Source organism: Azoarcus sp. L1K30 (assembly GCF_018122735.1).
Taxonomy (GTDB): domain Bacteria; phylum Pseudomonadota; class Gammaproteobacteria; order Burkholderiales; family Rhodocyclaceae; genus Parazoarcus.
Genome location: NZ_JAGRRD010000001.1, coordinates 4,711,558 through 4,737,806 on the forward strand (window position 1 = coordinate 4,711,558; position 26,249 = coordinate 4,737,806).

Consider the following 26,249-nt stretch of genomic DNA (forward strand, 5'->3'; position numbering starts at 1 on the left):
CGAGTCAATCTGTCGGTCGGAGTGAATTCAGGCACAGCACTGGCTGTAAGTGGATGTTTCGCAGATTTGCACAGTTTCAGGCACTTCCTGCAGACAAATCAAACGATTCAAAAACACTTGGAGACGATTGTCATGAAATTGAGACCTCTTGCTGCGCTGCTCGCCTTGTCGCTGTCCTCGCTGTCCGGTGCCTCTCACGCGGTGAGCTTCACCAACGGCGACGCCACGCTGGACATCAATGGCACGATCAATGGTTTCTACTCCTTCCGAACCACCGAGGACGATCGCGGCAGGGTGCATAATTCGGGCATCACCAATGGCCTGCTGCCGGGCTGGATCAATTTCGTGTTCACCACCAAGGTTGAAGGCCTGGACATCAAGGCGCACGTCGGCTTTGCGCCTGGCATCAATAACGATTCGACGGTCGTTGGCCTGCCCCTCGGCGGCGGCGGAGAGCCCTACAGCCAGATCGACACCCGCAATCTGTATTTCCAGTTCGGTAACGCAGATGCCGGCACCATCAAGTTCGGGCGTGACATCGGCCTGTTCGGGCAGAAGATCATCCTTAACGACATGACGCTGCTGGGCATCGGCGGCAACAGCTATGCCGCGACGCCGTTCAACACCACGTTCGGCATGATCGGGCACGGCTACATGTACACCGGCTTCCAGCCGCAGATCACTTACACCACTCCCGATTTCGACGGTTTCTCGGCCTCGGCCGGGCTGTTCCAGCCCAGTGATTTCATCGGCAGCGGCGAAACCTCCTCGCCGGGCTTCCAGGCCATTGCCAGCTACGACTGGAAAGGGACGATGCCGGGCTCGGTCTGGGGCGGTCTCATCCACCAGAGTACCGACAGCGGCCTGAACAACGTCGACACCTTCTCCGCCCGCGGCTTCGAACTCGGTGCCAAGGTCGGCATCGGCAACTTCGAGGCGACCGCCTATGGCTTCACCGGCAAGGGGCTCGGTCTGTCGACCGTCGGCGCGCTGTATTACTCGCCCTTCGGCGAGACCGACAGCCGTGGCTACTTCCTGCAGGGTGCATACAAGTTCGGCAAGACCAAGGTCGGCATCAACTTCGGCGAAAACCGCGACAGCGGTGGCATGCTGACCGACAGCAACCGTTTCCGCTCGGCCACCCTCGGTGTCTATCACACGCTCAACAAGTACATCACGCTGGTGGGTGAGTACAACCAGGAGCGCGCAACCGGCGACGACCAGATCAACTCTGGCGGCAATGGTGATCTGAAGACCCGTACCATCTCCGTAGGCGGCATCATCTTCTTCTGAGCGAGCGTCCGGCCCGTCGTGAAGGCGGGCCGGCGTCGGCAATTGTTGTGCCGGATATGCGGGGTATGGCGGAAGTCTATGTTATAAAAATGGGCATCCTCCTTGCAAAGGCTGCAGCATGAAGATGAGCACACAAAATTACCCCGTCGTATTCGGCACCGAAGACATTCTGCGCAGTCTGTGTGACTCGGTCACCAAGGTCATCACGTCCGCGACCCGAAGCGATATCCGTTATTCGGGGATGATCCAGCGCATCGCCAAGACCTGCATCAAACCCGATATCGGCTGCTTCGTGCTGTTCGACGGTGGTTTCTCGGGGCTCGTTGTTATCAACTTTTCCGCCCAGGCAGCGATGGAGCTGTACGAGAACTACATGCTGGGCATGGGCATGGCCAAACAGGACCTGGCGTCCAGTCATACATCGGACGAGGTTTCCAATGTCATGGGTGAGCTGATGAACCAGTGTGTCGGAAATTTCACCGGCAAGATTGCCCGCGAATTGCAGACCCACATTACCCAGAACCAGCCCAAGATGATGGCGCTGAGCAAGCAGGTAATGCTGAGCGTGGATACCTACCTCGAGAAGCCCGAGGCAAGACGTGTCACTTTCTTCACCGGACGCAACAACATCTTCTATCTCGAACTGGCAATCGATCGTACAGAGTTCATCAAGCTCAACGAATTCGACGCCACCGAGGAGCCCGATCCTGACGCGTTGATCGATCAGGCCGCGGACGCCAGCGCGACGCGCCCCGAGCCCGCCGCTTCGTCCTCCAGCGAGCATGACGATCTGCTCAATTCTCTGGGAATGTAAGCCTCGAACGGCGCTGAGGCCGCAAAGTGTTCGTGCAGCCCGGCCCGGGCTGCACGAACACTGGGCCATGCTAATCCTTGAACAGGTCGTCGAGCGGGTTGACCTTCTTTTCCGTCCCCACAGTCGCCCGGCGACCGGTGAACTCCTCCTCGATGTTGTCGCGGTAGTAGCTCCACGCCGACGCAGAAGACGACAAGCGTTGCCAGATGGCGACACCGACGCCCGAATACTCGATTGCGCGGCCATCGTCGAGTTCGATGCGCAGGATGCGCGCGCGTTCGTCATATCCAGCCGCGCGCAGTTTGCCGGAATTGATGCGTTTCATCTCCATGGAGGCCTCCTTCTTTCTTGCGGCCATTCTACGGTCATGGAGGGGCGCTGCGAGGATTTCTGCCGTGTGTGGCAACGGCGCAGACGGGGTCCGGCAGTGCGCCCGAGCGGGAATCGATGAAGCCCGCCGGCTGACACTGCGTTCGCGGACGGGCCTGACCAATATAGCTAAAGATGTAACAATGGGTGTCGATAACGTTTGCCTTCAGGAATGAATGCCGGGAACGGCGTTTGTTCCGACCTCAGGGGGAGAAGAATGAAGAATATCGGACGTTGTATGGCGATGGGAGCGTTGCTGCTCGGGACAATGGGAGCGCCTGCATTTGGCGCCGTTGCCGGTGAGGGCGATGATGCAGCCGAGTTGCAGGGGCTGCTGGCGGTGCTCGAGCAGCAGACCGAGATTGCCACCAAGACGCGGCTCAATGCCGATTACGTGCCGGGGCTGGTGACGGTACTGCACGGCGAGGAAATGCTCGCGTTGGGCGCACGGACGGTTTGGGAGGCTTTGCGCCTGGTGCCCGGCATCGAACCGTCCTCCGACAAGATCGGTGCGCGCCAGATCCTGGTGCGTGGGTTGGGGGGCAGTTTCGCCTCGGGCAACATGAAGATACTGCTCAACGGTCACGCAATGAACTCGGCCCTGTCTGCCACGGCCAATCCGGTGCTGAACCTGCCGATCGAGCAGGTTGAACACATCGAAGTGGTGCGCGGGCCGGGTTCAGCGGTGCACGGCGAGTTCGCCTATGCCGGCGTGCTGAACGTGATTACGCGCAAGACCGGGCGCGAGGTGTTCCTGCGTGCGGGCGAGTCCGACGTATTCACGGCGGGCGGTCTTGCGCAATGGCAAAACGAGGACGGACGCAGTGGTGGCAGCCTGAACGTCGGCGGCTGGCACGCCGGGGGAGCAGGCGTGAATTCGGGTCGGGACGCGCTCTACAACGGATTCAATGCGCCACAGTCGGCACTGTCAAATGCGCCGGGCGCGGTGGATGACGTAGCGGAGCAGAGATCCGTGCTGCTCGATCTCTATCGGGATGCGCTGTCGCTTTCGCTGGTCTACGCGGAAGATGGACATGGCGACCACTTCGGTACGATCAACGTCCTCGACGCGCCCGACGAGCGCGGTGTGGATTACCGCAACCGCTACCTGATGGCCCAGGGCAAGGGCAATTGGGCCCTGTCGGAGCACCTGGGTGCCGAGCTCGCGCTGGGTTGGCAGCAGTATGAAAACCGCTTCGACACGCGCTTGCTGCCGAACGGATTCGTGTGGTTCAACGCGACGCCGGCGCTGACGGTACTGCCTGGCGGCTATGTGACGGAGGGCTACTACGAAGAGCAGCGTGTGTCGGCCGACCTCGACCTGCACTGGGATGGCTGGGCCAGGCATCGCTGGCTGGCGAGCTTTGGCGTGGCGCGCATCTCGGTTGGCGATGCATGGCAACGGAACAATGTCGACCCGGTCACCCTCAATGCGCTGGCGCAGCCGCAGCGATTCCGGAAGGAGGATGGCGTGCCCTGGGTGTCCGCGCATCGCGCGCGGCGCATTGCCAGCATGACGATACAGGATGAATACCGCGTCTCCGACGACGTGACCCTGACTGCGGGCGCGCGTTATGACGATTACGATGATTTCGGCACCAACATGTCGCCGCGCCTGGCGGCCGTGTGGCGACTCGACCGCCAGCACATTCTCAAGGCGCAGTATGCAGAAGCCTTTCGCCCCCCCACCTTTTACGAAACCGGCTTTGCGCCCGGTCTCGAGCCGGAAACCAGCCGCACCACCGAGCTGGCCTACGTGTTCAAGTCGGCGGCGACAGAGGCCCGCCTTACCGGCTTTCAGTCGCACCAGAACAATCTGATCGTCGCGACCGGCATTCTCGGCTATGCCAATATCGACGAGGTGCGTGTCAGAGGGGTGGAGGGCGAGATTCAGCAGCGCTTCGGACCGCACTTTCGCGTCGAGGCCAATCTGACCCTGGTCGATACCGAGCGCGCCGCGGGGGCTCCTGTGGCCGGCGCGGCCAACCGGCTGGCCAATCTGGTGTTGCGCTACGAACCGGGTTCGACGCGGACCTATGCATTGTGGCTGCGCCACGTCGGTGCGCGTGAGCGCGAGGCGGGTGATCCGCGCGCGGCGCTTCCCGGCTACGAGACGGTGGACCTGGCTGCCACGCTCGGCGGCCTGGGGATCAAGGGGCTGACGCTGCGCATCGGCGTGCGCAACGTGTTCGACCGCGACGTGCGCTACCCGGCGTTCAATACGCTGGATCTGGCTGGGCAGCCGATCAGATCCTATGCCAACGACTATCTGCAGCCCGGCCGCGCGGGCTGGTTGCAGTTCTCCTATGCCCTGTAAATTCATTTCTGACGCCCGGCTTCGGCCGACCACCGGAAGTTCTCCATGCACGCCTTGAACCCATCGACCGGCTTTGTCGTACTGCAGTCGCTCAACTACGTCCTGACCGCCGCGTTGCTGATCCATGCCTGGCGCAAGCAGCGTGCTCTGTTCTGGGTGATTCCCGCCGCGATCATGTTCGGCTTCGTGATCGAATACTCGCAGGTCTCGAAGGCGGTACCGCCCTATCATTACACCCAAGCGCTCGTCGCACTGCCCGGACCGGTACCCCTTGGGGTGGTCCTCAGTTGGGGCACGATACTCTATGCGGTGCTGGCGACGGTTCGTGCGCTCGCCGTGCCCGCACGCTGGGTGCCGGTGGTGGCAGGGCTGCTGGCGACGTCGATCGACTTCGTGTCGGATCCCGCCTTTGTTTCACTGGGGTTCTGGGTCTGGGCCGAGCCCGGTGCCTGGTTCGGCATCCCGTGGACAAACTACGTGGGATGGTTCGTGATCGTGGCGTCCTATGCCGGCTGCCTGGAGGTGGCTGCGCACTTCGGGCCGCGGCGCGACTGGTTTCGTGCGCTGGCGCCATGGCTTACGATTGTGCCGGCGTTCCTGGCCTTCATGGGCATCATGATTGCGTATCTGTGGCTGGAAGCGAGGGCGATTGTCGATCCCGAGACGCTGGTGGCGGCGTTCTTCGGACTGTGGCTGTTGCCCTTCCTGTTCCGCGCAGCACGCCTGCGCGGCGACGCGCCGATCGATCGATGGGTCCTGGCACCACCGGTGTTCCTGTTCGGCAGTTCCCTTGTCATCCTCTTCGGTACCGGCCTGCACCGGCTGAAGCCCGAGCTCGTATTGGTGTTGCCGGCTTTCGCCCTGCTCGGCATGGCAGGGTTTCTGTGGCCTTGCCGACAGGCGCTCGGATTGGCGTCGAGAACTGCGGGCGTCTCGATCGCCGCGTCGACCTCGCGCACACGGCTCGTGGCAATGTTGGTGCTCGGCGTGGTAGCCGGCGCGGGGTGGATGGTGGCTACGCCCGGCAAAGGCTTGATCGGACCGGTGAGCCTGCCCAACGACGATGCCTTCCTGCCGAATCAGGATGTGCAGTGGTGGTACTGGACCGGCCACCTTGAGTCGGAAGAGGGCCGGCGTTTCGGCTTCGAGGTGGTATTTTTCAGTTTTGACAGCTTTCTGGTGATGCGCGACCAGCTTACACAGGTGGCGATTACCGATGTGGATGCCGACCGGTTCAGGTTCGGCGAACACCTGGCTCTTCACCTGCCGCGACGAACAGCCAAGCGCTTCGATCTGAGCGCCGGACCCGGCGACATCATCCGGGCAGTGGGCGACGACCGCGTCGATCGCCTGCACAGTGAGGTTGACGGCTACGTTCTCGATCTTGAACTCGAGGCCAGCAAGGAGCCGGTGCTGCACTATGGCGGTGACGCCCATCCCTATCGATTCGGCGGCTATACCTACTACTACTCGCGGGTCAGAATGCAGACCCGTGGCACGATCACGGTCGATGGCAAGACCTATCACGTCAAGGGCAGCAGCTGGTTCGATCGTCAGTACGGCGAGCTTTACCAGGCCATCGTCAAGGGCTGGCAGTGGTTCGCCATCGAGCTCGACGACAACCGCCAGATCATGCTGTACGACATTCTCGGCAAGTCCAATAAAGTCGAACGCGCGGGCTCGATTACCGACGCCGACGGAAACACCCGCGCGCTGGCCGGACATCAGTTCCAGGTCGAGGTGCTCGGCCGGTGGACCAGTCCGCATACCGGATGCGTATATCCGTCCGGTTGGCGTGTTATCGTCGAGGGTGAGACGTTCGACGTTCAACCGTTGGTGCGCGATCAGGAGTTGCGCGCCACGCACGGTCTGTGGCCGGGGCCCGAATACTGGGAAGGCGCCGCCTCCGTAGGCGGTGGAAGCCAGGGCAAGGCCTATGTCGAGCTCAACGGGTTTTGTCGGGGCGTTGAAGGCACATTGGCGTTCTGATGGTCCTGCTGTGCGGAGCGCCCTTTGTTCCTGCCTTGTGATAGCGGGCGCTTCCGTTTCGCTCACCGGGGTTGAAGAACATGGATATGGCTCAGGTCATGGGTGGGGCGCACGATTGAGACGGATTGTCACGCACCGGCGCCTGCCGAGTTGTTTTCACCACCTTCCCGCCGGTTGCGACCGGCGGTGCGACGGTGTGCGATGACGTTGTGGCGCATCCTGTCCTTCCTGCTGGCGGCGCTGCTGTTTGCCGGGTCGCCCTGGCTCGGCGCCATGGCCGCCGATGAGCAGGACGCGCGCCGGGTGACGGTCGGCATAAACCTGTTTCCGGCGGTGCTGGCGGCTGATCAGGACATTGGAAGCAAGCGCAGCAATGAGGGGCTGTTGCTGTTGCTGCTCGTGCATCGCGACGAGACGGCGCTGGTCGACCAGTTGGCTGCCACACTGCGGGACAAGGGTGAGATCCGTGGCATTCCGGTGCAGGTGAAGCCGGTGTCGATCGCGCAGTTGCCTGCCTACGCAAAATCAAAGGTCGCCGGCGTCTTCGTCGCCCAGCGCCTGGGCGACGATATTGGCGCTGTCCTTGATTTCAGTCATCGTCACCAACTCTTGAGTTTCTCCCCATTTCCGGGTGACGTGGAGCGCGGCGTGGCCGCAGGGCTGGTGGTCAGCGACCGTGTGCTGCCCTATGTGAACACGACCGCCATCGACGCAGCGGGGGTACGGATCAAACCTTTCTTCCTGAAGATTGCGGAGCGTTATGAGCAGCGCTGACATGACGCGGCGGGTCCGCATCAAACTGCCCGCCGGTGCCGCGGTGACCGCCTTGTTCCTTGCACTGGCGGCGTGCCTGGCGGTGTTCATTGCGTATTACTGGTTCGCGGTGCTGGCGCCGCGACTCGATGCCAACGCCCGTGCCAACGCGAGCGCGCTGGCCAGCTCGCAGGCCCACGTGCTGGCCGATGCCCTCGGCGGGCGCGATTCCGAAGCAGCACGGCGGCGTCTGGTCGGGGTGATGGACGAAATCCTCATTGCCCGCGATCCGACGACGGGCGAGCCGATTTTCCTCGCCCTGCGCACGGAAATCGATTACGACGTGGTGCGCGCGCCACCTGGCGTGTTCGACATCGCCAAGGAGAGCGGGCAGTGTGCCGACTGTCTGGCGATAGACGTGCCGCTGTATGCCAGGCAGTCGCGAGAGTTGCTCGGCATTGCCCACTTCCAGGCCAATCTGCTGTTTGTGAGCGAGATGAAGCAGGACGTGCGTGACAAGCTGTCGATCGGCGCTGCCGTGCTGCTGGTCGTGATTGGCGGCATCTGGTGGGCCGTTGTCAGCTTGCTGCGCAATATCGTGCGCAGTGAGCGCAACTTGAGGGCGGTGTTCGAGGTTGCGCCGGTGCCGATGGTATTGGCGCGCCAGAGCGACTGCCAGATTCTGCGCGCCAATCGCGCCGCAGCCGAACTGTTCGGGGTTTCGCCCGAGGCGTTGCCCGGCCTGCGCGCCAGCGACTTCCATGGCGAGGCCGCAGGGCAACGGCCGCTGTGCGGACCGCTTGCGGATGCGCGCAGCGTCGACGGTCGCGAGATCGAGTTTACCGATCGCCAGGGCGCACACCACTGGGTGCTGGCTTCCGCCTATGCCATCGGCTTCTTCGACGAACCGGCACACATCCTCAGTTACGCCGATATCACCGCATTGAAGCGCATCCATCAGGAACTGATGGACGCCAAGGAGGCGGCCGAATCGGCCACCCGTGCCAAGAGCCTGTTCGTGGCCAACATGAGCCACGAGATTCGTACGCCGCTGAATGCGGTCATCGGCTTCTGTCACCTGGCCTTGCGCACGCCGCTCAGCGACAAGCAGCGCAGCTACCTCGGCAACATTCGCAATGCCACCGATTCCTTGCTCGCCGTCATCAACGACATTCTCGATTTCTCGAAGCTCGACGCCAGCAAGCTCGAGCTTGAGCGGATCGACTTCCAGCTGTCGAAGGTCGTTGGCGACCTGCTCGAGCTCTTCGGCGTGCTCGCCGATCAGCGCGGACTGAGCATCACCGCAGAAATCGCTGACGATGTGCCCGACTGGATCAATGGCGACCCGCAGCGACTGCGTCAGATATTGATCAACCTGATCGGCAATGCACTCAAGTTCACCGAGACCGGCGGAGTGCAGTTGCGTGTCACCAGGCAGCAGGGCTCGGGCGATGGTGAGACCTTGTGCTTCGAAGTCAGCGATACCGGCATTGGTATCGACGAGGCGGCGATCCCCGGCCTGTTCGAGTCCTTCACCCAGGCAGACAGTTCGATCACTCGCAAGCATGGTGGCACTGGCCTGGGACTTGCGATCTGCCGCAGTCTGGTGGCGTTGATGGATGGTCAGATCGGTGTGCGCAGCGAGCCCGGTCGTGGCAGCATCTTCTGGTTTACTGCGGATTTCACGATCGCCCCCGAGCACGGCGTGTCGCGGAATGTTCCCGCCGTCTCCGAAGGAGGTATACCGCGCCGCGGTGCGCGTGTACTGATCGTCGAGGATAATTCGACCAACCAGCGCATCATGTGCGAGCTTCTGGGCGGGATGGGACTCGAGGTGCGGGTGGCGGGAGACGGCATGGCCGCGCTGGAGGCTATCGCGCAGGATCACTTCGACCTGGTGCTGATGGACTTGCAGATGCCGCGCATGGACGGATACCAGGCCACGGCCGCCATCCGCGCCGAGCACGACCTGTCTGGCCTGCCGATCATCGCCATGACCGCCCACGGCCGCGACGAGGATCGTGAGCAATGTCTTGCTGCGGGAATGAACGATCATTTGAGCAAACCCGTGGATCCGGCGTTGCTTGCCGGTACGCTGGCGCGTTGGCTCCCGCCTGGAGCGACTGCGGAACGGCCTGTCGAGGTCGATGCCCTGCCGCACGTTGCAGCCGATGCGCCCGGGTTTACGCTGCCCGGCGTTGACACGAAGTCGGGTCTGGCACGCGCCGGCGACAAGCGCGGCCTGTACGTGCAATTGTTGTGCGAGTTTCGTGAGGATCATGCCGATAGCGTTCGTCGCATCCGCAATGCCTTCCTGCAAGGACAACCCGATGAAGCGCTGCGCATCGCCCATAACCTCAAGGGCACGGCTGGCAATCTCGGCGCCCGCGTGCTGGAGCGTAGCGTGCTGGCACTGGAGCGGGCGGTACGCGGTGATCTGGCAGCCGATGCCGCGCTGGATGTGGTCGAGACCGCACTGATGCAACTCGTGGACGCGATCGGCGCGCTGACACCGCCGCCTGCGATCTCCGAGCGTGGCGTGCTCGACGAGGCGGCGCTGGCGGCCAGCATCGAGGCACTGGCACATGCACTTCGTGATGGCAATTTCGACGCGGTACAACGCCTCGAGCCGTTGGCCCGCGCGTTGGCGGGACACTTGAACGAGCACTACCAGCAGCTTTCGCGACGGGTGCATGCATTCGAATTCGAGGCCGCACAGGCGGCTCTGGCCGAGCTTGCGCGCCAACTCGCCAGAATTTCGGGAGAGCAGACACATGAATGATGACAAGCCCCGGGTGCTGATCGTGGACGATGAACGGTCCAATATCAGTCTGCTCGGCAACCTGCTGTCGCCCGACTGCGAAGTCGTCGTCGCCACGGACGGAGAGTCGGCCTTGCGCCGTGCAGCGGCAGAGGCCAGGCCCGATATCATCCTGCTCGATGTCATGATGCCCGGCATGGATGGCTACCAAGTGTGCAGGCAGCTCAAGGAAAGTGATCTGACCCGCGACATCCCGGTCATTTTCATCACCGCGATGGGCGAGGAGGACGATGAGGCCCTTGGTTTGCGGATTGGTGCCGTCGACTACGTTACCAAACCGTTTTCGCCAGCGATCCTCAAGATGCGCATTCGTACCCACGTCGAGCTCAAGCGCCTGCGCGACCACTGGCAACGCCTTTCAACCGTCGATGCACTGACGCAGGTTGCCAATCGCCGTTGTTTCGACGAGGCGCTGGAGACAGCGTGGCGCACCACGATGCGCAACGAACAGACGCTGGCGCTGATCATGATCGACGTCGATCATTTCAAGGCCTACAACGACCATCATGGTCACGCCGCCGGCGATGTGTGTCTCAGACGATTGGCGCAGGTGCTTGGCAGGGAGGTCAAACGTGCCGGAGACCTGTTTGCCCGCTTTGGTGGTGAGGAGTTCGTGTGCCTGATGCCGGATGCGGATCTCGTTGGTGCGGAGACCGTTGGTCGTCGAATGTGTGCGGCCGTTGCCGAATTGGCCATCCAGCACGATCATCCGGCAGTGCAGGCAACGGTGAGTATCAGCCTTGGTCTGGCGGTGCTGGCGCCGAACAAGCGAACGAACCCGACCGATTTGATCGTCGAAGCGGACCGCAGGCTCTATGACGCCAAGCGCGGCGGGCGAAACCGGATCAGTGCGGCCTTCGTGGGTGCGCCAGGCGGCTAGCCTCATTCAATTGCGAAGATGAAGATGAGGGCGCCGGAGGTCATTCTGTCCCGCAAAGCGGGAGGCGGCTCCGGATGTGCCGGGGCATATTCAATTCGTCGAGTGGCAGGAGATGGATGACCGGGTCAGGGGCTTGATGATGAAGCGCATGGGCGGAAGGACGCTGCTTCTGGTATTGCTCCCGGGTGCGCTCGGGGCGCTTGGCGGATGCGACTCGGCGCAGGATGCCGGCTATCAGGGCTATGTCGAAGGCGAGTATCTGTATCTGTCGGCGCCGCAGCCCGGTTTTCTGGATACGCTTGCGACGCCGCGTGGAAGCCGGGTTGGCGCAGGGCAGACCCTGTTCGTGATCGCCAGCGAACCGGACGGGCAGGCGCTGTCCGAAGCAGAGGCGCGCGCCCAGGCCGCGCGCGAGAAAGTGGAGAATCTGAAGGCGCCACGGCGCGCGCCCGAGGTGGCTGCGCTCGAGGCCGAACTCGAAGCCGCTCTGGCCGGTTTGCGCCTGAGTCGTGCGCGTTTGCAGCAACAGACGGCCCTGGCCGCGCAACGCTTCGTGTCCAGGGCTGCGCTCGATGATGCCCGCAGCGCATTCGACCGGGCTGCCGCGCAGGTGGACGTCGCGCGCCAGCAACTGGCCAGTGTCCGCGCCTCGGTGGGGCGCCAGTCGGAGGTTCGTGGCGCCGAAGCGGATTTGCGCGCAGCCACGGCGGTCGTTGAGCAGAAGCGCTGGGCTGCGCAAATGAAGACGGTGCTTGCGCCAGTCGTTGGTGAAGTGAGCGAAACCTACTATCGCCCGGGCGAATGGGTGCCCGCGGGTGCTGCCGTGGTCAGCCTGCTGCCCGACGACCGGCGTAGGCTGCGCTTCTTCGTGCCGGAATCCGCGCTTGCCGGCCTGAAGCCGGGGCAGGTCGTCGAGGCCGGTTGTGATGGCTGCTCCGCCGCCGTTCGCGCGACCATCGACTTCATCGCGCCGCAGGCGGAGTACACACCGCCGGTGATCTACAGCCGCGGCAGCCGAGAAAAGCTCGTGTTCCGGGTCGAAGCGGTGCCCGAGCATGCAGCCGAACTGCGTCCTGGTCTGCCGGTGGACGTGCATCCGGTGGCGCGCTGACATGACGGCCGCGCCGCTGGTGATCGATGTCGAGGGCATCAACAAGCATTTCGGCGACAAGCACGTGGTGAAGGACCTGTCGCTGCAGGTGCGACAAGGAGAGATTTTCGGCTTTCTCGGCCCCAATGGCAGCGGCAAGACCACCTCGATCCGCATGTTGTGCGGACTGCTGACTCCGGACAGTGGACGCGGCAGCTGCCTCGGGCTCGACGTGCTGACCGAGAGCGCCGCGATCAAGCGTCAGGTCGGCTACATGACGCAGAAATTTTCGCTGTGGGACGATCTCACCATCGGCGAGAATCTGGATTTCGTCGCGCGCATGTTCGGCGTGGCGCAGCGGCGCGAGGTGGTGGCGAGAACGCTCGACGAGCTCGGTCTGGGCGGGCGGCGCGATCAACTGGCCGGCACCTTGTCGGGCGGCTGGAAGCAGCGCCTTGCGCTGGCGGCCTGCCTGCAGCACAAGCCCCGCCTGCTGCTGCTGGACGAGCCTACCGCGGGCGTCGACCCGAAGGCCAGGCGTGATTTCTGGGAGGAGATTCATCGTCTGTCGGCGGCCGGCATCACCGTGCTGGTGTCGACCCACTACATGGACGAAGCCGAGCGTTGCCACCGCCTGGCCTACATTGCCTATGGGGCGTTGATGGCCTCCGGTACCGCGCATGAGGTCGTGGCGGCGCAGCAACTCAGTACCTGGTCCCTGAGCGGTCCCCATCTGCAGGGCCTGGCGCAGACACTGGGCGACTTGCCGGGGGTGGATCTGGTGGCAAGCTTCGGCGCCACACTGCATGTCAGTGGCAAGGATGCTGCGGCGCTGGAGGCGAGCCTGAAGGATTTTGCCCGGCGCAAGGGGCTGACGGCGACGGCTGTTGCGGCATCCCTCGAGGATGCGTTCATCTACCTGATGCAGAACAGTCAGGATCCGTTCGCGGGGGGCAAATGAACGGATTCTCGCTGTCGCGATGGTTCGGCATCATGCTGAAGGAGTTCATCCAGCTGCGCCGCGATCGCCTGACTTTCGGCATGATCGTCGGTATTCCGATCATGCAGTTGATGCTGTTCGGCTTCGCGATCAATTCCGATCCCAGACACCTGCCGACGGCGGTCGTCATGGCCGACCCCGGCCCCTTCGCCCGCGCCTATGTCGCGGCGATGCGCAACAGCGACTATTTCAGGATCGTCGGCACCGTGGATGCGCGCGATGCCGATAGCCTGCTCGATCGCAGCCAGGTGCAGTTCGTGGTCACCTTTCCGCCCGGTTTTCACCGCGACCTGGTGCGTGGAAAGTCCCCCGTGCTGCTGGTCGAGGCCGATGCCACCGACCCGATGGCGACCGGTGGCGCCATTTCGGTACTCAACCATCTCGGCGCGGAGGTGTTCGCTCCCGATCTGCCGGGGGTGCAGCGACCGGGTATGGCGGCGGTGGATCTCAGAGTACACCGCCGTTACAACCCCGAAGGCATTACCGCCTACAACGTGGTGCCGGGCCTGTTGGGGGTGATCCTGACGATGACCATGGTGTTGATGACGGGGCTGGCGATGACGCGCGAACGCGAGCGTGGCACGTTCGAGAATCTGCTGGCCACGCCCGCGACGCCGGTGGAGGTGATGACGGGCAAGATCGTGCCCTACATTGTCATCGGGCTGGTACAGGTCACGCTCATCCTGCTGGCGGCGCGCTGGATTTTCCAGGTGCCGATGCATGGCAGTCTGCTCGTGCTCTACGCCGTGGTGCTGCTGTTCATCGTTGCCAATCTTGCGCTTGGCATCACCTTCAGTTCGATTGCACGCAACCAGTTGCAGGCCATGCAGCTGACCTTCTTCTTCTTTCTCCCGTCGATGCTGTTGTCGGGCTTCATGTTTCCGTTCCGCGGCATGCCGGAGTGGGCGCAGGTGGTGGGCAATGCCCTGCCGCTGACGCATTTCCTGGTGCTGGTGCGCGGCATCATGCTCAAGGGCAACGACATGGGCATGCTGTGGGATCAGGTATGGCCATTGCTGCTGTTCATTGCCGTCGTGCTCGTGGTCGGGCTCAAGACCTTCCGCCGTACGCTCGATTGAGGCGCGTGCGGCGCGTTCGAATCAGGCTTCGACGAGCCCCGCACGCACCGCAATGAGTGCGAGTTCGGCCGCGTTGTCGGCGTTGAGTTTCTGCTTGATGTGATACAGGTGGGTGCCTACCGTACTGTTGCTGAGCTTGAGGGTTGCGGCCACGTCGGCCACCGAGCGCCCGTGCGCCAATTGCACGAAGACATTGAATTCGCGTGCCGTCAGCGAGGATGCAGGGTTGCTGTTGCCGCCCATGCAGGCCATCGCCAGACGCGGCGCGAGTTCGCTGTCGATGAAATGCTCGCCGCGGGAGACGGCTGCAATGGCCTTGAGCAGTTCGTTCGGATGGGCGCGTTTTGACAGGTAACCGGTCGCGCCAGCCTGCAGCGCGCGCGCCGGGATCTGCGTGTCCTCGTGTGCGGACAGCATCAGCACGCGCGCGCCACGGTGGCGGGCGAGCAGCCGTTCAAGCGCGGCCAGCCCGCCCATGCCTGGCATCGAGACATCCATCACCAGCACCTCGGGTGTGTGCTCGGCATATGCACTCAGGGCCGTTTCGCCGCTGTTCGCCTCCTCGACGACGGTGCCGCCGGCGCCTTCGATCAGTAGCCTGAATCCCATGCGGACGATGGTGTGGTCGTCCGCGAGCACGATACGCAGTCCGTTCAGTGTAGTCATGACGAGGTGATCTCCATCGTTGGCACCAGAGGCAGGGTGGCACGCACGCTCAGGCCGCCCGAAGGTGCGGGTTCGAAACACAGTTCACCGCCAAGCTCGAGGGTACGTTCATGCATGCCGGTCAGGCCGTAGCGCGGCCGGCTGTCGGTGCATGCGCGGCTCAGGCCGCAGCCATTGTCGGCAATGCGAAGTTCGATGGCCCTGGCGTCGCAATGCAGCGAGACGTCGACCCGGCTTGCGCCGGCGTGACGTACCACGTTGGTCAGACTCTCCTGGAGCAGGCGCTGGATGGTGTGCTGTACGGCGGTGTCCACCGCTGCGGCAGGCGCATCGGTGCGGCAGTCGAGGTGGATGCCGGGGTGAAGCGTGCGCCACTGCGCGCACAGCTGCTGTACCGCCTCGTCCACACCGCCGTCGACAGGGTTAGGCGGGCGCAGGCGCTGCAGGATGGCGCGTACGCCGTCGTGCATCTGGCCCGCCATGGCGACGATGGCCTGGGCGCTGCCGTGGATGCCCGGCTGGTCGGCGCTGCGCTGCTGGATGGCTCCGGCGATGGCGCGTACGGCGGTGATACCCTGCGCGAGTTCATCGTGCAGTTCGCGGGCGATTGCGCGGCGCTCGTCCTCGAGTCGCGCCTGCAGGGCAAGGTTGAAGCGCTGGCTGGCTTCGAGTCGGGTGTTGTCGGCGAGACTGTCATCCAGCCTGTCGGCGAGGCGATTGTAGCTCTGGGCGAGATGATCGAGCTCCGGCGCCCCGACCGCGGGCAAGCGGCGGTCGAAAAGGCCGTCCGCGCCGCGGGCAAAGGCGTCGCCGATCTCACGCAGCGGCCGCAGCGCGCGATCGAGCGCGACATGGCTGCCCATCCACGCCAACAGCAGGATCGCAAGCCCCCAGCCGATGAGTCCGCTGAGGTCATCCCAGGCGTCGAGCACCGAGCGCGAGGGATCGGGCGTGAGGCTCAGTTGCAGGTGGCCGGCGTCGAAGTGGCGTACGGCGAGCGTGGGGGTCACCTGTGCGGCGAACCAGTCGGGCGCACTGCGTCCGGCCTTGTAGGTCGGTTCCGGTGAGCGATACAGCGGCTCGGCCGCGCCCGCGGCGGTCTTCACCTCCAGCATGTGGGCGCGCAGGCGGCCGACCTCGCGCAGCGCGCTCATCAGGCGATCTTCGCCGCCGGTCGGCGAACGGCGGCTCTCGGCCACGAGCACTGCCAGCCACTGGCTCGCCACCCGGTTTGCCGCTTCCATCTCCTCGTGGATGGCATTGCGGGTTTCGCGTATCCACACGGCGGCCGTCGCGAGCATGGCGACTGCGAGCAGGGCGGTGATGACCAGACTGATCCGGGTGTGAAGACTGCCGCGTGCATGCATGGTGTCAGCTCTCCCATTGATAACGCAAACCGATCCAGCCCGAACGCGGCGCACCGGGGGCGACGAAGGTTTCGTGGCGCCAGTTGCTCGAGCCGGTCAGGAAGCTGCCGGCGGCGTCGAAGGGATTCTCGGCCAGCGCGCCACCGCTGGCGTACTTGCGGTCGAAAACATTGTTGATGCGGCCAAACAGTGTCCAGCCGCCACCGAGTGACATGTCGGCCGCAAGATTGAGCAGCGCGTAGGCCGGGATCCTGCCCTTGCCGTCGAAGTTGCGGGTGGTGCCGAAGACGTCGGTCGCTTCTCCGCGGACGTGCGCATTGTTTTCGTTGCCGCGCACATACTGGGACGAGAAGCCGACGACGTCGGTGATCAGGCGCAGCGCCGAGGTGGCCTGCCATGCCAGTGAGAGCTTGAGGCTGTGGGCGGGGATGCCGGGCAGGTGATCGCCCTTGCCGACCAGGATCTCGTCGTCCTGGCCATTGGCGGTGCAGGCGGTCGCTTGACCACGACTGCTGTTGTCGGCGGCGAGCAGGCAGGCCGACGACTGGAAGGTCGCCTGCACAAAGCTGTAATTGGCTTCCCAGCTCAACACGCCGCGCTGACCGGATACGCCGAGTTCGGCCCCCTGGCGGCGGGTGCGGACAAAGTTGGTGAAATAGCCGGCGCTCGTCGAGGTGCCGACGAACAGGATGTCGTCATGGTTGATGGTGCGATACAGTCCGGCGTTCCAGCTCGGACCATTGGCCAGCCTGCCGCGTACGCCAAGTTCGATGCTGCGCGCCACGACCTGTTTCAGGTAGGGGTCTGCGGCCAGCGCGTTGGGCAGGGTGCACGGGTTGTCGGGGTCGGCACAGCCCAGTTCGATGGGCGAGGGGGCGCGGTTGCCCTGGGACATGCCGCCATAGACGGTCAGGCTTTCGGCCGCCTGCCAGCTGAGCCCCAGCGCGGGGTTGAGCTTGCGATAGGTAAAGTCGCCGTCCAGATTGGGGTAATCGGGATTGAGACGGTCGCGGTTGATGACTCGGGTTTCGTTGTAGCGTGCCGAGGCGGTGAGATGCAGCGCCGGCGACAGCGACCAGGTATCGGTGGCATAGACGCTGGTGGTGCGCGTTTGTCCATCGAGGCTGTTCTCTTCTTCGATGTCGCTGCCGGGCACGACGCCACGGCTGGCGCCGAGCACACCGGTCTGGGCGCTCTGGCTGAAGTCGCTGCGGCTGCGGTCGTGGGTAAGTCCGATGGCCAGCGTGCTGGCGTCCGCCTCGTGGATCCATTGCAGCGCCAGCCCCTGCGCATGCTGGCGGTTTCGGGTGCGGTTATTGGCACCACTGTCGACATTGAAGCCGCCGGCTGCGTTGGCGGCCAGGCATCGGCTTTCGTCGGCCGAGCCGGCCCCAAAGTCGTCGGCTTCGCAGTCGCCGTTGTTGGGGCCGTCCTCGAAGTCATCGTTGGCGTCGCCGTTGAGCGTACGCGTCAGGGTCTGGCGATGGTAGAGCGTTGCGGAGAGGCTGTTGCGCTCGTCCACCCAGAGGCTGCCCGACAGGGCGACCAGCGTCATCGCATTGCGGGTGTTGTCCGGGTGGGTGAAGATCGCGCTGCGGCGGCGCGCAAGCATGGACTCGGGCACCAGGCCGTTGCCGGTGAGGTCGGTGTCGGCCCGCATCAGGGTGAGGTCGATCTCGCCGTTGTCGAAACGTTGGCTCAGTTTGCCGAACACCTGTCTGAGCTCGGACGGCGAACGGTCGCGCCAGCCGTCTTCGCGCGACAGGTCCGCCGCGAGGTAGTAGGCGGAGTCGCCGCTGTGCCCGCCCTGTTCCACTTCCAGTGCGCTGCGGCCGAAGGCGCCGGTCCGCATGCTGGCCGCTCCGCCCGGATGGGTGAAGCCGCTCCTGGTACGCAGCGATAGCGCCCCGCCGAGGGTGTTGAGTCCGAATACCGGATTGGAGCCCGGAATCAGCGTCACCGAGTCGAGGGCGACGCGGGGGATGAGGTCCCAATTCACGGTATCGCCGAAGGGCTCATTCACCCGGACGCCATCGAGATAGATCGAGAGTCCCTGCGGGGTGCCGAGCAGCGGCGAGGCGGAGAAGCCGCGATAGTTCACGTCGGGCTGGAACGGATTGCCCTGTGTTTCGTTGATGTTGACGCCGGGCAGTCGATCGCCCATGAAGTCGGGCAGGCTCAGGCTCTGTTTGGCACGGAGGGCGTCGGCGGTGACGGTTTGGACGTTGCTTGGCACCTGATCGCGCGGGACGTCGAGGCCGGGCAGAGGCGTCGTCGCCACGACTTCGACTTTTCCGAGGGTGGCGTCGGCACAGTGCACAACCGCAGGAAATGCCGCGGCGAGTGCGATGCACAGCGGTTTGCCCAAGCGTCGACGTGTAGTGCGCTGTGTCATTTGGCGATGTGTTCGAAAGTTGGGGACGCCATTGCCTTGCGCGCGGATGCGGCCCGCAGCGCCGCCAGTTCGGCCTGAGGGAAGAGGTGCACGACCGAGCGCCGGTATTCCTTGTCCACGACCGCCAGTCCCGCAAATTCGGCCGGCACGGGTTTTTCCAGCATCTCGGTCATGTCCAGGCCCTGCTCGGCGCCTTCGGCAATGGTTCTTGACAGCCATTGCAGGTAGCGGCGGGTCTGCTCGATGGGTCTGGTGTCGGTGGCAATGGCACCATGCCCGGGCACGAGGTGGGAGAAGGGGATCTGCTGCAGGCGGTCGAGGGCTTCCAGCCAGGTGGCGATGTCCGCATGCGGCGTGGTGGGCGCGCGGCCATTGAACACCAGGTCGGATGCAAACAGGGTGCCGGTACGGATGTCGCGCACGACGAGGTCGGACGCGGTGTGACCGTCGAAAGTGAGAATCTCGAGCTTGCGTCCGCCACTGTCGATGCGGCCGGGTTCCAGCGTGGCGCCTGGCACGACGACCTCGGTGCCAAGCATCCAGTCGCCGTTGAGGCGGTACATGTTGTCGAGAAATGCCGGGCCTTCGGTCTCGATGCCGTGTGTCGTCGTCGGTGTTGCCGCCAGTATGGCGGTGGCGAATCCCTGATTGCCGAGGAAATGATCGGGGTGGTGGTGGGTGTTGATCACCAGCGTGATGGGCAGTGGTGTGATGCGGGCAATGGCGGCACGCAGTTGCTCGCCGTAACGTTTCGATGAGCCGGTGTCGATCACGGTGACGCCGCTGTCGCCCACGATGAAGCTGGTATTGACGATGTTGCCGCCGTTGTCGAAGGAGAAATCCTCGGTGCGCCCGACCAGCACATAGACGCCATCGGCAATGCGCTCGGGGGCCAGCTGGTAGTCGAAATCGGCGGCTGCGCAGGAAAGGGCTGTGGCGGCGCCGATCAGGCCTGCCATGAGCCTGCACAGCAGCGCATCGATGCGCCGGGCCCGGGCGCGGGTCATGGTTTCACCTCGGCCTGGATACGGTTGCCGTTATTGTCCCGGCCGCTGACCGTCAGGACCCCGTCGCCGATGATGCCGGGCGGCGCGTCGATGGTGAAGAGCGGGTTTTCGGATACCGGCTCTGCCGGATAGATCGTCATCAGGCGTTCGTTGCCGGGCAGGCTGATGCGCAGCTCGTCGATGTGAAACACCGGAATGCCGGCCGCCAGCCCGGTATCCATTGGATGAATCACCTGCAGGCGCAGCCGCTTGCCGCCGTCGACCCGTGGCCACACGCGTGCGCTGACTTCGTTCAGGCGTTGCTGCCATTCGGGAGAGCCGTTGCCGGTGGAGGGCAGCGTGCAGCCGCCACCCGTGGTGTTGACCCAGGTGCCGCCGACATGCCACAGGCCGTCCGCGGTGCGGGCGGCTGCGCGCACCGGAGTCGATTGCTGCAGCTTGAGACGAAAGCCGAGCACGCTGCGCGCCTGTCCCGGCTCGAAGCTGAGCGCCTTGACGATCGGATTGAAATCGGCGAATACCAGCACTTCCTCGACGCCCGGCAGTGCGCTCGCGTCGACCAGCACCGGCACATTCATCGCATCTTCGGCGGTGCCCGGCGCAGATACCTTGACGCGTTCGTCGAACACGACCCGTTCGTCGCGGAAGAACTCGCGCTGCATGTCGTGCCAGCGTGCCGAGTCGAGCGGGTCGGCAGCGGCGGGTGCGGTCGCCGCGGCAGTCGCCGTGCAGGCAAGCGGGCCGAGGATGAGCGCCAGCGTCGTTGCGGCGATCATGCTTTTCAGTTGCATCGTGTCTCCTCATGGGCGCGGTACGTGCCGCGCCGTTCTATAGTGAAATGTACGCAAAGCCTGTGCCACATGGGTGAGGCTGGCCTACAGGGGAGAGGGCCACGCGTCGAGGCATGCCTGCCCGTCGTTGTGCCGGCGCGAGTAAAGCATGTTGCTGTTCAGTTTTGGAGCATCTGCCTTGATTTGGCACAGGCGTCACCTGTCACTGTGACAGCACGACAGGAAATGGGGCCATGGCATGCAGCTTGCGAACAGGGTCGCTGGAGGCTCGCAGGTTCATGCAGACCTGTCAGGGCTTGCCGGATACACATACCGAGAGACCAAGGAGGAAACTGATGAAAAAAACACCAAGGATTTCTGCCGCACCGCGTCGGCTCAGCATGATTGCTGGCGCGTTGCTGGTGCTGGGGGCGACCCAGGCGATGGCAAAGGAAGTCACCGACGCCGACATCGTCAATGACGCCACCATCACCACCCAGGTGGTGACTCATGGTCTGGGTACGAAAGGTCAGCGTTTCAGCCCGCTGACCCAGATCAATACCGACACGGTCAAGGATCTCGTTCCGGCGTGGTCGTTCTCCTTCGGGGGCGAGAAGCAGCGCGGACAACAGTCGCAGCCGATCATCTTCGACGGCAAGATGTACGTGACCGCTTCTTACAGCCGCCTGTTCGCGCTCGACGCCAAGACCGGCGAGAAACTGTGGAAATACGAAGCCCGCCTGCCTGACGGCATCATGCCCTGCTGCGATGTGATCAACCGTGGTGCCGCGATCTACGGCAACCTGGTGATCTTTGGCACGCTCGATGCCAAGCTGGTGGCGCTGGACAAGGACACCGGCAAGGTGGTGTGGCGCGAGACGATCGACGACTACAAGGCGGGCTATTCGTTTACCGCCGCACCGCAGATCGTCAAGGGTATGGTCATCACTGGCACCTCAGGCGGTGAGTTCGGTATTGTCGGCCGCGTGGATGCACGTGACGCCAAGACCGGCAAGCTGATCTGGAGCCGTCCGACCGTCGAAGGCCACATGGGTCACAAGTACGACAAGGACGGCAAGGCCATCGACAACGGCATTTCCGGCAAGACCAACGCGACCTGGCCGGGTGACCTGTGGAAGACGGGTGGCGCTGCACCGTGGCAGGCCGCCTACTACGATCCGGAAGCCAACCTGATCTACATCGGTACCGGCAACCCTTCGCCGTGGAACAGCTGGCTGCGTCCGGGCGACAACCTGTATTCGTCGTCGACGCTTGCGATCGATCCGGATACCGGCAAGATCGTCTGGCACTTCCAGGGTACGCCGCATGACGGATGGGACTTCGACGGGGTGAACGAGTTCATCTCCTTCGAGTACAACGATCCGAAGACCGGCAAGATGGTGAAGGCCGGTGGCAAGGCAGACCGTAACGGCTTCTTCCTCGTCAATGACCGTACCAACGGCAAGCTGCTCAATGCCTTCCCTTTCGTCAGCCGCATCGACTGGTCCAAGGGGTACGACCTCAAGACCGGGCGTCCGATGTACAACGACGACAAGCGTCCGGGCAACCCCTTCACCGAAGGTGGTGGCGATGGACACAAGGGGGCAGTGGTGTTCGCCGCGCCGTCCTTCCTCGGTGGCAAGAACCAGATGCCAATGGCCTACAGCCCGAAGACCGGCTACTTCTACGTGCCGGCCAACGAGTGGGGCATGGACATCTGGAACGAGCCCGTGTCGTACAAGCGTGGTGCGGCCTACCTCGGTGCCGGTTTCACCATCAAGCCGTTGTATGAGGATTACATCGGTGCGCTGCGTGCGGTCGATCCCGTGTCCGGAAAGATCGTGTGGGAAGTCAAGAACAATGCCCCATTGTGGGGTGGCGTGATGACGACTGCCGGCAATCTGGTGTTCTACGGTACGCCCGAGGGCTACCTGAAGGCGATCAATGCCACTACGGGTGAAGAAGTGTGGCAGTTCCAGACCGGCTCCGGCGTCATCGCGCCGCCCGTGACCTGGGAAGAGAATGGCGAGCAGTACATTGCGGTCGTGTCGGGTTGGGGCGGTGCGGTGCCGCTGTGGGGCGGCGATGTTGCCCGCCGTGTGAACACGCTCGAGCAGGGCGGTTCGGTGTGGGTGTTCAAGCTGCACAAGAGCTAAGCTGCGGCAGCCATCCGTAACGGGTGGCGTACCCACGGAGCCCCGCTGGCGAGCGCTGGCGGGGCTTTTCGCATTTTTCGAGCGGCTCCGTTCGACGAGGAGATCGGTCCTGTGTGCCTGGACTGGGTGCGGGCTCCAGCCCGGCTGGCTCCAGTTGTGGCTGGCTCGAGTGAAGCCGTCGGGGAGCAGGATCGCTTTGTTCACGGACCCGGCGTCCTAGTGCGCCAGCTCGGGCGAATCCGGATCGCGGCCCGTCTGCGCGGCCAGTGGAGACTCTACAAAGCTGCGGATCGCCCAGATGAGTTCGAGCGAGAGCACATCCTTCCACGGGGGCATATGCACGATGCCGACCTTGACCTTGCCTTCTTCCGCACTTTTCCGGAAATAGTAGTCGGCGTCGCTGGTGCAGCGCGCTTTGAGTTCGGGTTCGCTCACGCGCGCACAGGCGCGGCCGACACGACGCAGGTCCGGCGCGGGCGAGGCGTGGGCGTCTGCATCGGTGCCGTGGCACTGCGCACATGTCTGGTTGAACGCCGTGCGGCCGATCGTGATTGCTGCGTCATTGCCGCGGTAGGGGTTCCGCTCCTCATCGTGGTGGGTCAGGCGAGGAAGTGCGGTCGTATTCACCTCGGGTGAGTGGACCACGATCCCGCGTGCATTGGCGGCGCATATCAGGCCGAGTGTCAGACTGGCAGCGAAAATCAGGGTATGCAGGGACATTGGGTGCGGTCCTACCAGCCGCTCGGGCAGCCTTGGCAGCCCTCGAAATCGGAGTCGGGAAAGATCGTGAAGCGGGTATGGCAGCCCTCCATGTGCGCACCGCGCAGATTCACGGTGACGAATTTGGCTTCCTGCAATTCGGTGGCGATCAGTTGGGCGCGCTCGAACCACGCGAAGTTGAGACGGGCGTATTCGAGGCTTGCGCCCGTAAGGTTTGCGTCCGAGAAGTCGGCGCGCATCAGGCGGGCAGCTTCCAGATTTGTGCCCACGAGCGTCGCCCGGCGGAAGATCGCGGAGGGGGCGCTGGCTTTCTCCAGGCGTGCCGCGGTAAGGTTGGCGCCTTCCAGGTTGGCGCCGGCCAGGTTTGCAGCGCGTAGGTCGGCACGTGTGAGATCGGCCCCGCGCAAATCGGCTCCAGCGAGGTTCTTGCCGACCAGGTCCGCGTGGCGCAGGTCGGCACCCGGACAGCGGGTGTATGGCCAGATCGGGCAGCCATTGATGACAGTGGTCGCGCTTTCCTGCACGCGCTCGTTCGCCGTTGCCGGGGGTGAAGCGCACAGCGCAAGCAGTGCGGCGAAACATGCTGTTCGGTTCATGTCGGGCGTTCCTTGAGGGCAGCGGGCGGATTGTGGCCGCCCGCGACGGCTTACTTCGCAGCAATCATTTTGGGCAGCTTGAAGACCCAGAACGAGCCACCCTGAGTGACTTGTTTGGTCAGGTCGGCCATATCACCACCCCACAGCGGTACCGCGCCGCCGTATCCGGACTGGATGCCGATATATTGTTCGCCGTCCATCTCCCAGGTGATCGGTACCGACACGACGCCGGAGCCGGTCTGGAACTTCCACAGTTCGTCGCCGGTTTTTGCGTCGAGCGCCTTCACGTAGCCGTCCGATGTTCCCGAAAACAACAGGCCCCCAGCGGTGGTGAGCGTGCCGGCCCACAACGGGAAAGTCTCCTTGTGTTCCCATACGATCTTGCCGGTCCTGGGGTCGATCGCGCGGAACACGCCCACGTGGTCGTCATGGAGTTTCTTGATGCGGAAGCCCTGGCCGAGATAGGCCGATCCCGCCTTGTAGGTAAGGTGTTCGGTCCAATAGTCCATCGCCCATTCGTTGGCGGGGATGTAGAACAGGCCGGTATCTGGACTGTACGACATGGGCATCCAGTTCGTGCCGCCGAGGAACGGGGGGGAGACGAAGACTGAATCCCCCTTGTCAGCCCCTTCTTTGGGTTCGGGCGGGCGGTTACCCTTTTCAATGGGCTTGCCGGTCTTGAGGTCGAAGCCCGAGGCCCAGGTGATGCCGTCTACAAAAGGCCACGCGCCGATCAGGGACGTGGGTTTGTTGGGATAGCCGGCACCGTTGGCAAGTTTCTCCCTGTCGGTGACGAAGAAGAAGCCGTTGCGGTCAGCGTGAGCTGACGCTTTCACCGTCTTGCCGTTCTTCGGGTCCTTGTATTCGAACAGGACCACCGAGTTGTTGCCGGAGAAGTCCCACGCATCGTTCGGGGTGTGCTGAAAAAAGCCCTTCAGCTCGCCGGTGCTGGCATCCACGTAGGCCTGACCCGAGGTGAACAGGCTGTCCCAGTTACGTGGATCGTCGCCGGGGGCGGTGCGTTTCCAAGTGTTCCAGGGGGCGGGGTTGCCGGCACCGATCACCACCATATTGTTGTCGATGTCGAAGCTTGCGGTCTGCCACGGGGCGCCGCCGCCGTGGCTCCATGCTTCAACCTTGCCGGTTGCAGACGTCGGATCGTCGGGCCAGCTCGGTGCCTTGGGATCTCCGGTCGGGGTGCTGTCCTTGCCGTTAAGGCGGCCCATGTGCCCTTCCACCATCGGGCGCGCCCACACCTCTTCGCCAGTGTCCGGATCTCGCGCGAACAGCCAACCCACCACGCCGAACTCGTCGCCCGACGAGCCATGGACGAGCAACACGCGGCCGCTCTTCTGGTCCTTGATGACGAAGGGGGCACCGGTCATGGTGTAGCCCACTTTGTGGTCACCGAACTTCTTCTTCCAGACGACCTTGCCCGTATCCTTGTTCAGCGCCACGATGGCCGCATCCAGCGTGCCGAAGTAGACCTTGTCACCGTAGATCGCGGGGCCACGGTTGACCACGTCGCAGCAAGGGCGAATGTCCTCGGGCAGTCGGTACTGGTATTCCCACAGACGCTTGCCGGTCTTGGCATCGATCGCGAAGAAGCGCGAATAAGAGGCGGTGACATAGATCACGCCATCATGGACCAGCGCCTGAGCCTCCTGGCCGCGCTGTTTTTCGCCGCCGAAGGAGAAGCTCCAGGCCGGCACGAGATTGGCGACGGTCTTGGTGTTGATTTGCGTGAGGGGGCTGTGACGCTGCGCTTTGAGGCCGAGACCGTAGGACAGAACATCGGACGGGGTCTTGTCGTCGTTGGCAATGTCGTTCCAGGTGACATCGGTTGAGGCCGCGACGGGCATCGATAGCACCGCAGACAACGCAAGGGCGATGGACGTCGGCTTGAACGACGGGGTTTTCGGGATTTTCATTGTTTGCTCCTGGCCTCCTGGTTTGATTTCCTCCGAGTCCGAAGGGCTCACAGAGCCACGTTCGGATGGCAGGGTCAGTATCAGAGGCGCCACGCAGGCCCGTCGCGGGAGCTCGGACTCCGGAAGCCGGGAATATTTCCCGACGTCTTCGGGCGTGGCATGCAGCTTGCATTGGACCGCACTATTGGTGGCTATTGGAGCATGTGGTGGATCTGCGGGTGCGTTTGCTTGCCTTT

The 26,249-nt window shown here is 63.7% G+C and carries 20 protein-coding genes; 11 read left to right on the forward strand and 9 right to left on the reverse strand.

The genetic code is table 11. From position 1 onward, the window contains the following. The first annotated feature begins 132 nt into the window (after nucleotides 1–132). Both J5J83_RS21670 and J5J83_RS21675 read left to right on the forward strand, forming a co-directional pair. Complete coding sequence (locus J5J83_RS21670) at nucleotides 133–1,293, forward strand: porin (protein ID WP_212352199.1); 1,161 nt, start codon at nucleotides 133–135, stop codon at nucleotides 1,291–1,293. 124 nt (nucleotides 1,294–1,417) lie between these two features. Then, nucleotides 1,418–2,107, forward strand: coding sequence for a DUF3334 family protein (locus tag J5J83_RS21675; protein ID WP_212352201.1), 690 nt, complete (start codon nucleotides 1,418–1,420; stop codon nucleotides 2,105–2,107). 70 nt (nucleotides 2,108–2,177) lie between these two features. Here J5J83_RS21675 and J5J83_RS21680 read toward each other — a convergent pair whose 3' ends face one another. Further along, a complete protein-coding gene (locus J5J83_RS21680; protein ID WP_212352203.1) occupies nucleotides 2,178–2,438 on the reverse strand; it encodes a KTSC domain-containing protein in 261 nt (86 codons plus the stop codon). Nucleotides 2,439–2,693: 255 nt separating this feature from the next. Here J5J83_RS21680 and J5J83_RS21685 point away from each other — a divergent pair, with 255 nt between their 5' ends. The 8 genes from J5J83_RS21685 to J5J83_RS21720 all read left to right on the forward strand — a co-directional run bounded on the left by J5J83_RS21685 (nucleotide 2,694) and on the right by J5J83_RS21720 (nucleotide 14,405). Beyond that, the gene (locus J5J83_RS21685) at nucleotides 2,694–4,793 is read left to right on the forward strand and encodes a TonB-dependent receptor (protein WP_212352205.1); all 2,100 of its coding nucleotides are present in this window, start codon (nucleotides 2,694–2,696) and stop codon (nucleotides 4,791–4,793) included. A 45-nt stretch (nucleotides 4,794–4,838) separates the two neighbouring features. Beyond that, complete coding sequence (locus J5J83_RS21690; RefSeq protein WP_212352207.1) at nucleotides 4,839–6,782, forward strand: carotenoid biosynthesis protein; 1,944 nt, start codon at nucleotides 4,839–4,841, stop codon at nucleotides 6,780–6,782. 201 nt (nucleotides 6,783–6,983) lie between these two features. Further along, nucleotides 6,984–7,556: a YfiR/HmsC family protein gene (locus J5J83_RS21695; protein ID WP_212352210.1), complete on the forward strand. Its 573-nt coding sequence runs from the start codon at nucleotides 6,984–6,986 to the stop codon at nucleotides 7,554–7,556. After that, nucleotides 7,543–10,317, forward strand: coding sequence for an ATP-binding protein (locus J5J83_RS21700; RefSeq protein WP_212352212.1), 2,775 nt, complete (start codon nucleotides 7,543–7,545; stop codon nucleotides 10,315–10,317). The genes J5J83_RS21695 and J5J83_RS21700 overlap by 14 nt, the downstream gene beginning before the upstream one ends. Further along, entirely contained in the window at nucleotides 10,310–11,236 is a 927-nt protein-coding gene (locus tag J5J83_RS21705) for a diguanylate cyclase (RefSeq protein ID WP_212352222.1), read from the forward strand. The genes J5J83_RS21700 and J5J83_RS21705 overlap by 8 nt, the downstream gene beginning before the upstream one ends. Before the next feature lie 112 nt (nucleotides 11,237–11,348). Beyond that, complete coding sequence (locus J5J83_RS21710) at nucleotides 11,349–12,347, forward strand: HlyD family efflux transporter periplasmic adaptor subunit (RefSeq protein WP_249115813.1); 999 nt, start codon at nucleotides 11,349–11,351, stop codon at nucleotides 12,345–12,347. A gap of 1 nt (nucleotide 12,348) precedes the next feature. Continuing rightward, nucleotides 12,349–13,287, forward strand: a complete 939-nt coding sequence (locus tag J5J83_RS21715) for an ABC transporter ATP-binding protein (RefSeq protein WP_212352224.1) — start codon at nucleotides 12,349–12,351, stop codon at nucleotides 13,285–13,287. Beyond that, nucleotides 13,284–14,405 (forward strand): ABC transporter permease, encoded by a 1,122-nt coding sequence (locus J5J83_RS21720; RefSeq protein WP_212352226.1) that lies wholly within the window; start codon nucleotides 13,284–13,286, stop codon nucleotides 14,403–14,405. Before J5J83_RS21715 ends, J5J83_RS21720 begins: the two co-directional genes overlap by 4 nt. Nucleotides 14,406–14,426: 21 nt before the next feature. Here the strand turns inward: J5J83_RS21720 and J5J83_RS21725 are convergent, their stop codons facing one another. From J5J83_RS21725 to J5J83_RS21745, 5 genes are read right to left on the reverse strand one after another with little or no spacing between them, the layout of a single operon-like run. Then, a complete protein-coding gene (locus J5J83_RS21725; RefSeq protein ID WP_212352227.1) occupies nucleotides 14,427–15,071 on the reverse strand; it encodes a response regulator transcription factor in 645 nt (214 codons plus the stop codon). Further along, nucleotides 15,068–16,438 (reverse strand): histidine kinase, encoded by a 1,371-nt coding sequence (locus J5J83_RS21730; RefSeq protein ID WP_212352228.1) that lies wholly within the window; start codon nucleotides 16,436–16,438, stop codon nucleotides 15,068–15,070. Before J5J83_RS21730 ends, J5J83_RS21725 begins: the two co-directional genes overlap by 4 nt. Before the next feature lie 4 nt (nucleotides 16,439–16,442). Then, nucleotides 16,443–18,833 (reverse strand): TonB-dependent receptor, encoded by a 2,391-nt coding sequence (locus J5J83_RS21735; RefSeq protein ID WP_212352229.1) that lies wholly within the window; start codon nucleotides 18,831–18,833, stop codon nucleotides 16,443–16,445. After that, nucleotides 18,830–19,792, reverse strand: a complete 963-nt coding sequence (locus tag J5J83_RS21740; RefSeq protein ID WP_249116113.1) for a quinoprotein relay system zinc metallohydrolase 1 — start codon at nucleotides 19,790–19,792, stop codon at nucleotides 18,830–18,832. The genes J5J83_RS21735 and J5J83_RS21740 overlap by 4 nt, the downstream gene beginning before the upstream one ends. Before the next feature lie 44 nt (nucleotides 19,793–19,836). Beyond that, complete coding sequence (locus J5J83_RS21745) at nucleotides 19,837–20,631, reverse strand: quinoprotein dehydrogenase-associated SoxYZ-like carrier (RefSeq protein ID WP_212352231.1); 795 nt, start codon at nucleotides 20,629–20,631, stop codon at nucleotides 19,837–19,839. 335 nt (nucleotides 20,632–20,966) lie between these two features. Between J5J83_RS21745 and J5J83_RS21750 the strand changes: the two genes are divergently transcribed. Continuing rightward, nucleotides 20,967–22,766 carry a methanol/ethanol family PQQ-dependent dehydrogenase gene (locus J5J83_RS21750; RefSeq protein WP_212352232.1) on the forward strand — a complete coding sequence of 600 codons (1,800 nt, stop codon included), beginning with the start codon at nucleotides 20,967–20,969 and terminating at the stop codon, nucleotides 22,764–22,766. A gap of 216 nt (nucleotides 22,767–22,982) precedes the next feature. Here J5J83_RS21750 and J5J83_RS21755 read toward each other — a convergent pair whose 3' ends face one another. Genes J5J83_RS21755 through J5J83_RS21765 form a run of 3 tightly spaced genes read right to left on the reverse strand, consistent with a single transcriptional unit; the run spans nucleotide 22,983 to nucleotide 26,013 of the window. Then, nucleotides 22,983–23,486 carry a c-type cytochrome gene (locus J5J83_RS21755; RefSeq protein WP_212352233.1) on the reverse strand — a complete coding sequence of 168 codons (504 nt, stop codon included), beginning with the start codon at nucleotides 23,484–23,486 and terminating at the stop codon, nucleotides 22,983–22,985. Between the two features lie 11 nt (nucleotides 23,487–23,497). After that, nucleotides 23,498–24,082 (reverse strand): pentapeptide repeat-containing protein, encoded by a 585-nt coding sequence (locus tag J5J83_RS21760; protein ID WP_212352235.1) that lies wholly within the window; start codon nucleotides 24,080–24,082, stop codon nucleotides 23,498–23,500. A gap of 50 nt (nucleotides 24,083–24,132) precedes the next feature. Next, nucleotides 24,133–26,013 (reverse strand): methanol/ethanol family PQQ-dependent dehydrogenase, encoded by a 1,881-nt coding sequence (locus J5J83_RS21765; protein ID WP_212352237.1) that lies wholly within the window; start codon nucleotides 26,011–26,013, stop codon nucleotides 24,133–24,135. Between the last annotated feature and the right edge of the window lie 236 nt (nucleotides 26,014–26,249).

Coding starts and splice junctions, on each gene's coding strand:
- J5J83_RS21755 (WP_212352233.1), bottom strand. CDS start 23,486: ATGTCCCTGCATACCCTGATTTTCGCTGCCAGTCTGACACTCGGCCTG.
- J5J83_RS21750 (WP_212352232.1), top strand. CDS start 20,967: ATGAAAAAAACACCAAGGATTTCTGCCGCACCGCGTCGGCTCAGCATG.
- J5J83_RS21685 (WP_212352205.1), top strand. CDS start 2,694: ATGAAGAATATCGGACGTTGTATGGCGATGGGAGCGTTGCTGCTCGGG.
- J5J83_RS21730 (WP_212352228.1), bottom strand. CDS start 16,438: ATGCATGCACGCGGCAGTCTTCACACCCGGATCAGTCTGGTCATCACC.
- J5J83_RS21710 (WP_249115813.1), top strand. CDS start 11,349: ATGGATGACCGGGTCAGGGGCTTGATGATGAAGCGCATGGGCGGAAGG.
- J5J83_RS21740 (WP_249116113.1), bottom strand. CDS start 19,792: ATGGCAGGCCTGATCGGCGCCGCCACAGCCCTTTCCTGCGCAGCCGCC.
- J5J83_RS21765 (WP_212352237.1), bottom strand. CDS start 26,013: ATGAAAATCCCGAAAACCCCGTCGTTCAAGCCGACGTCCATCGCCCTT.
- J5J83_RS21745 (WP_212352231.1), bottom strand. CDS start 20,631: ATGCAACTGAAAAGCATGATCGCCGCAACGACGCTGGCGCTCATCCTC.
- J5J83_RS21735 (WP_212352229.1), bottom strand. CDS start 18,833: ATGACACAGCGCACTACACGTCGACGCTTGGGCAAACCGCTGTGCATC.
- J5J83_RS21760 (WP_212352235.1), bottom strand. CDS start 24,082: ATGAACCGAACAGCATGTTTCGCCGCACTGCTTGCGCTGTGCGCTTCA.
- J5J83_RS21720 (WP_212352226.1), top strand. CDS start 13,284: ATGAACGGATTCTCGCTGTCGCGATGGTTCGGCATCATGCTGAAGGAG.
- J5J83_RS21700 (WP_212352212.1), top strand. CDS start 7,543: ATGAGCAGCGCTGACATGACGCGGCGGGTCCGCATCAAACTGCCCGCC.
- J5J83_RS21715 (WP_212352224.1), top strand. CDS start 12,349: ATGACGGCCGCGCCGCTGGTGATCGATGTCGAGGGCATCAACAAGCAT.
- J5J83_RS21675 (WP_212352201.1), top strand. CDS start 1,418: ATGAGCACACAAAATTACCCCGTCGTATTCGGCACCGAAGACATTCTG.
- J5J83_RS21725 (WP_212352227.1), bottom strand. CDS start 15,071: ATGACTACACTGAACGGACTGCGTATCGTGCTCGCGGACGACCACACC.
- J5J83_RS21690 (WP_212352207.1), top strand. CDS start 4,839: ATGCACGCCTTGAACCCATCGACCGGCTTTGTCGTACTGCAGTCGCTC.
- J5J83_RS21680 (WP_212352203.1), bottom strand. CDS start 2,438: ATGGAGATGAAACGCATCAATTCCGGCAAACTGCGCGCGGCTGGATAT.
- J5J83_RS21705 (WP_212352222.1), top strand. CDS start 10,310: ATGAATGATGACAAGCCCCGGGTGCTGATCGTGGACGATGAACGGTCC.
- J5J83_RS21695 (WP_212352210.1), top strand. CDS start 6,984: ATGACGTTGTGGCGCATCCTGTCCTTCCTGCTGGCGGCGCTGCTGTTT.
- J5J83_RS21670 (WP_212352199.1), top strand. CDS start 133: ATGAAATTGAGACCTCTTGCTGCGCTGCTCGCCTTGTCGCTGTCCTCG.